We start from the raw sequence: 3,530 nt of genomic DNA on the forward strand, positions 1-3,530 counted from the left end.
ACTCGGCGGCACCGTCGGACCTGCCGCTGCGGATGAGCTGCCAGGCCGCGATGCCTCTGGGCGCGCGGGCCGCCGACACGGTGCTCAGCCGGATCGCGGGTGAGGACGCCTCGACCCTCAACCAGGTGTTCGCCGGCCAGTGCATCAGCCTGGGTCGACGCGCCGGCATCTTCCAGTTCGCCCACAGGTACGACGTCGCGCTGTGGTTCCACATCGACGGTCGCCCTGGCGCGAGGCTCAAGGAGTTCGTGTGCAGGGGCATCGTCAAGCATCTGGCCGACGAGGCATGCAAGCCCGGTTCGTACAGCTTGCACCGCGTCTCAGGAGGTGCCAGGCGCCAGAAGCTGCTGCAGGCCAAGCGCGGCGGGGCGCCGGCCACCGCTGAACCGGCAGCCTAGCCAGGCACTCGTGGTCGATTCCGGGTTGACCACAACGGATCCGGAGCGCATGTCGTGCGGCGACGCACTTATCGCGGGGCGCCGCTGCACGCACGCGTTCATCAGGGGCCCGTTGAGCAACGGATCGTCGTCAACTTGGCGTGTCACAGCCGTGCGCCGGGTGGTGTCCCACTCTCGACCGCACCGAACAGGTGGGTCAGATCGAACGGCTACCAACGAAAAGGACCGTGCTGTGGATGCACGCTTGAAGGCCGTCGGCAACCAGGGCCGACCGCGAAGGAGAGGGGTCGAGATATGAGCAACCGCGCCACCAACCCGGCGACCGAGACTTTCGTCGCCCACCGCAACCTGCTCTTCACCGTCGCGTACGAGATGCTCGGATCGGCGGCCGACGCCGAAGACGTCCTCCAGGAGACCTGGCTGCGATGGGTCAAGGTCGACATGGGGCAGGTGAGCGACCAGCGCGCCTACTTGGTCCGGATCACGACCCGGCAGTCACTCAACCGGCTGCGCACAATGAAGCGCCGCAGGGAGGCGTATGTCGGCCAGTGGCTGCCCGAGCCGCTGCTCACCGCGCCGGATGTGGCCGAGGATGTCGAGCTCGCCGAGAGTGTGTCTATGGCGATGATGCTCGTCCTCGAGACGCTGTCGCCGACCGAGCGCGCCGTCTTCGTGCTGCGTGAGGCCTTCGATGTCGGCTACGACGAGATCGCGGCCGCCGTCGGCAAGAGCCCCGCGGCCGTCCGCCAGATCGCGCACCGCGCCCGCCGGCACGTCGATGCCCGCCGCCCTCGCGCGGTGGTCTCCCCGAGCGAGACCCGGGCGGCTCTGGAGTCGTTCCAGCGCGTACTCGAGACCGGGGACCTGCAGGGCCTCCTTGACGTTCTCGCCCCGGAGGTTGTCCTTGTGAGCGACGGCGGCGGCGTCAAGCAGGCTGCGCTGCGGCCGATCAGCGGCGCCGACAAGGTGGCCCGCTTCATGATCGGCGGTCTCGGCAAGAACAACCGCCCGATCACCGTCGCTCCCACCGTGGTCAACGGCAGCCCGGCACTCCTCGTACACCTGGACGGGGAGATCGACGGCATCATGGCGATCCGTGTCGAGGACGCCCGCATCACCGGCCTCTACTACGTCCGCAACCCCGAGAAGCTGAACCGCGTCGAATCCGAGACCCCGCTCACCCTGCGATGAAGGTTCTGGCGAGAGCCCACCATTCGCGCCTGGCAAGCCTGTCACTACCGATCCAAGTTCCCCCAGGCTCAACCGTGTTGGAATTTCAGACATGGCCACTCCTGCCGACGGATCCACGCGACTCGCTCCGGACGAGCCCTCGCGTCGCCTGCGCGCCCCGAGATCGAGCGGTTGCACGACGAAGCGGCGCAACAGAGGGCGCTGGCCCATCGAAGGGCCGAATTCTGCTGTCAGGCCGCACTCTCGATCGTGACCGGAACTCCCAGGGACATGGTCCACTCGCTGTCCCCGGATCGAGCGGTGATGCTCAGTCTTGTTCGCCGCGGTGTGTGTAGGTGCATGTGGCGGTGTAGTCCTCCACGGACAGGGCCCTGTCCGCGGCGTAGTCGGCGCGTGCCTGCCGGTCTGCCTCGGTGAGTTCGGGGTGTACTGGGGGCACCTCGGGTGCGCGCCAGAGTTGTCGGCGGCCGTGATGCTGCCGCGGGCGACGCCGCCGGTGCGACAACTACTACGGGAGCACCCGAGCCAACCGGTCCGGATGCGCCATTCCCGAAGCGCCCACCGGGAGTGAGTAATCGTCAGCTGACGGGATCAATAGGGGTATTTGACTTCTTCAGGCCCCACCGCAAGGCGTCGAGCCCACCCTGCCCAGGCGAGATCAGAGAGAAGACGCCCGCCCCCTGCCACTCAGTGGCCACCAGAACGGTGGGCAAACCACGCGCGGCCAGTGCCGGTGCCACCATCGTGGTGAGTTCCGCGTCTGGCCGTGGTGTTTCCCCCCAGCCGCCGTTGGCTGGTGGTGAGCCCGCCTGGCCATCCGCATCCACCGCCGCCGCAAGCAGACCGGCCGGCGTGAGACCCGTGAGAGTGTCTACGCCGTCACAAATCTCGACGCCCACCAAGCCGGTCCCGCCGATCTGGCCGCCGCGATTCGCGGGCACTGGGGCGTGGAGAACTCCTCGCACCACATCAGGGATGTCACCTTCGCCGAGGACGCCTCCACCGTCCACGCCGGGACCGCACCACGGGCCATGGCGACCCTCCGCAACCTCGCCATCGGCGCGCTGAAAACCCTCGGAGCCGACAACATCGCCAAGACCACCCGGGCGATCCGCGACGAGCCCCAACGAGCACTCCCATCCTGGGCATCACCAACAATCCGGACGCCCACGGAACTTGATCAAGCCCTGCACCAGTGCATCACCACGAGAACATCGACTCACGGACAGCCGACAGACTTCACCTCACCGCGTGAAGATCACCAACAGCATCCAGAAATTGAGCCAGAGCCGAAAAGCGTGACCGCCACGGCTTCTCACTGCAAGCGACGTCACACCGACCTCGACTGAACCCTTCACCCAGATGATCCGTCAGATCGCCAAGTGCAACTGGAGTACTGGGGCACCAGCACCCGAACGGGCGACCCGGCCCCGCCTGTCGCCGCACCTCAGGTTTCGCTCAACCGTGCGAACGGAGGTGGGAGTCGGCGCTAGGGTCTCTCCTCGGCGGCTGTAGAGGCCGTTGTCAACCAACGAAAACCGAGGGGAACGCGTGCGCCGAATTTCGCGAATCATGTCGGCAGGCTGTGTCGCAGCGGCACTGGCCGTCATCAGCTCCACACCTGCGTCCGCCGCTGTGCCCATGAGTTGCCCGATGACCAAGGGCTACGATTTTTCCGGCAGTCACAATTACTACCGGGACCTGGAACCCCGTTCCGGCGGCGACAGCGGTACGACAATCAGCATCACCTTCCACAAGGGAAAGACGACGACGTCCACCGTGGGCGGAGCGATCTCGGGCGAAGCGAAGGTGGTCTTCGTCAAGGCGTCGGCGTCGTTCGACTACCACTTCGCATGGCAGTGGACGAACAGCTCGACCTACACGTGGTCGTGGAAGGTGCCGAACAACATGAGGCACGGGTACCTGCACGCGGGGGTGAAG

At 66.6% G+C, this 3,530-nt stretch carries 3 protein-coding genes and 2 pseudogenes; 4 read left to right on the forward strand and 1 reads right to left on the reverse strand.

Translation table 11 applies throughout. The annotated features are described in order from the left end of the window. Positions 1 to 398: pseudogene (locus ACI2LP_RS33960) on the forward strand (FAD-dependent oxidoreductase); the annotation flags it as partial. 294 nt (positions 399 to 692) lie between these two features. Further along, positions 693 to 1,589, forward strand: coding sequence for an RNA polymerase sigma-70 factor (locus ACI2LP_RS33965; protein ID WP_404728391.1), 897 nt, complete (start codon positions 693 to 695; stop codon positions 1,587 to 1,589). Between the two features lie 578 nt (positions 1,590 to 2,167). Here the strand turns inward: ACI2LP_RS33965 and ACI2LP_RS33970 are convergent. Beyond that, a complete protein-coding gene (locus ACI2LP_RS33970; RefSeq protein ID WP_404728392.1) occupies positions 2,168 to 2,530 on the reverse strand; it encodes a hypothetical protein in 363 nt (120 codons plus the stop codon). Between the two features lie 6 nt (positions 2,531 to 2,536). Between ACI2LP_RS33970 and ACI2LP_RS33975 the strand changes: the two genes are divergently transcribed. Both ACI2LP_RS33975 and ACI2LP_RS33980 read left to right on the forward strand, forming a co-directional pair. Further along, positions 2,537 to 2,938, forward strand: coding sequence for a hypothetical protein (locus ACI2LP_RS33975; RefSeq protein ID WP_404728393.1), 402 nt, complete (start codon positions 2,537 to 2,539; stop codon positions 2,936 to 2,938). A 304-nt stretch (positions 2,939 to 3,242) separates the two neighbouring features. Beyond that, positions 3,243 to 3,530: pseudogene (locus ACI2LP_RS33980) on the forward strand (hypothetical protein); the annotation flags it as partial.

The organism is Streptomyces sp. NPDC019890, assembly GCF_044903445.1.
In the GTDB taxonomy this organism is placed as follows: domain Bacteria; phylum Actinomycetota; class Actinomycetes; order Streptomycetales; family Streptomycetaceae; genus Streptomyces.

Excerpts from the sequence above, each read along its gene's own strand:
- ACI2LP_RS33965 (WP_404728391.1), top strand. The coding sequence starts at position 693 with ATGAGCAACCGCGCCACCAACCCGGCGACCGAGACTTTCGTCGCCCAC.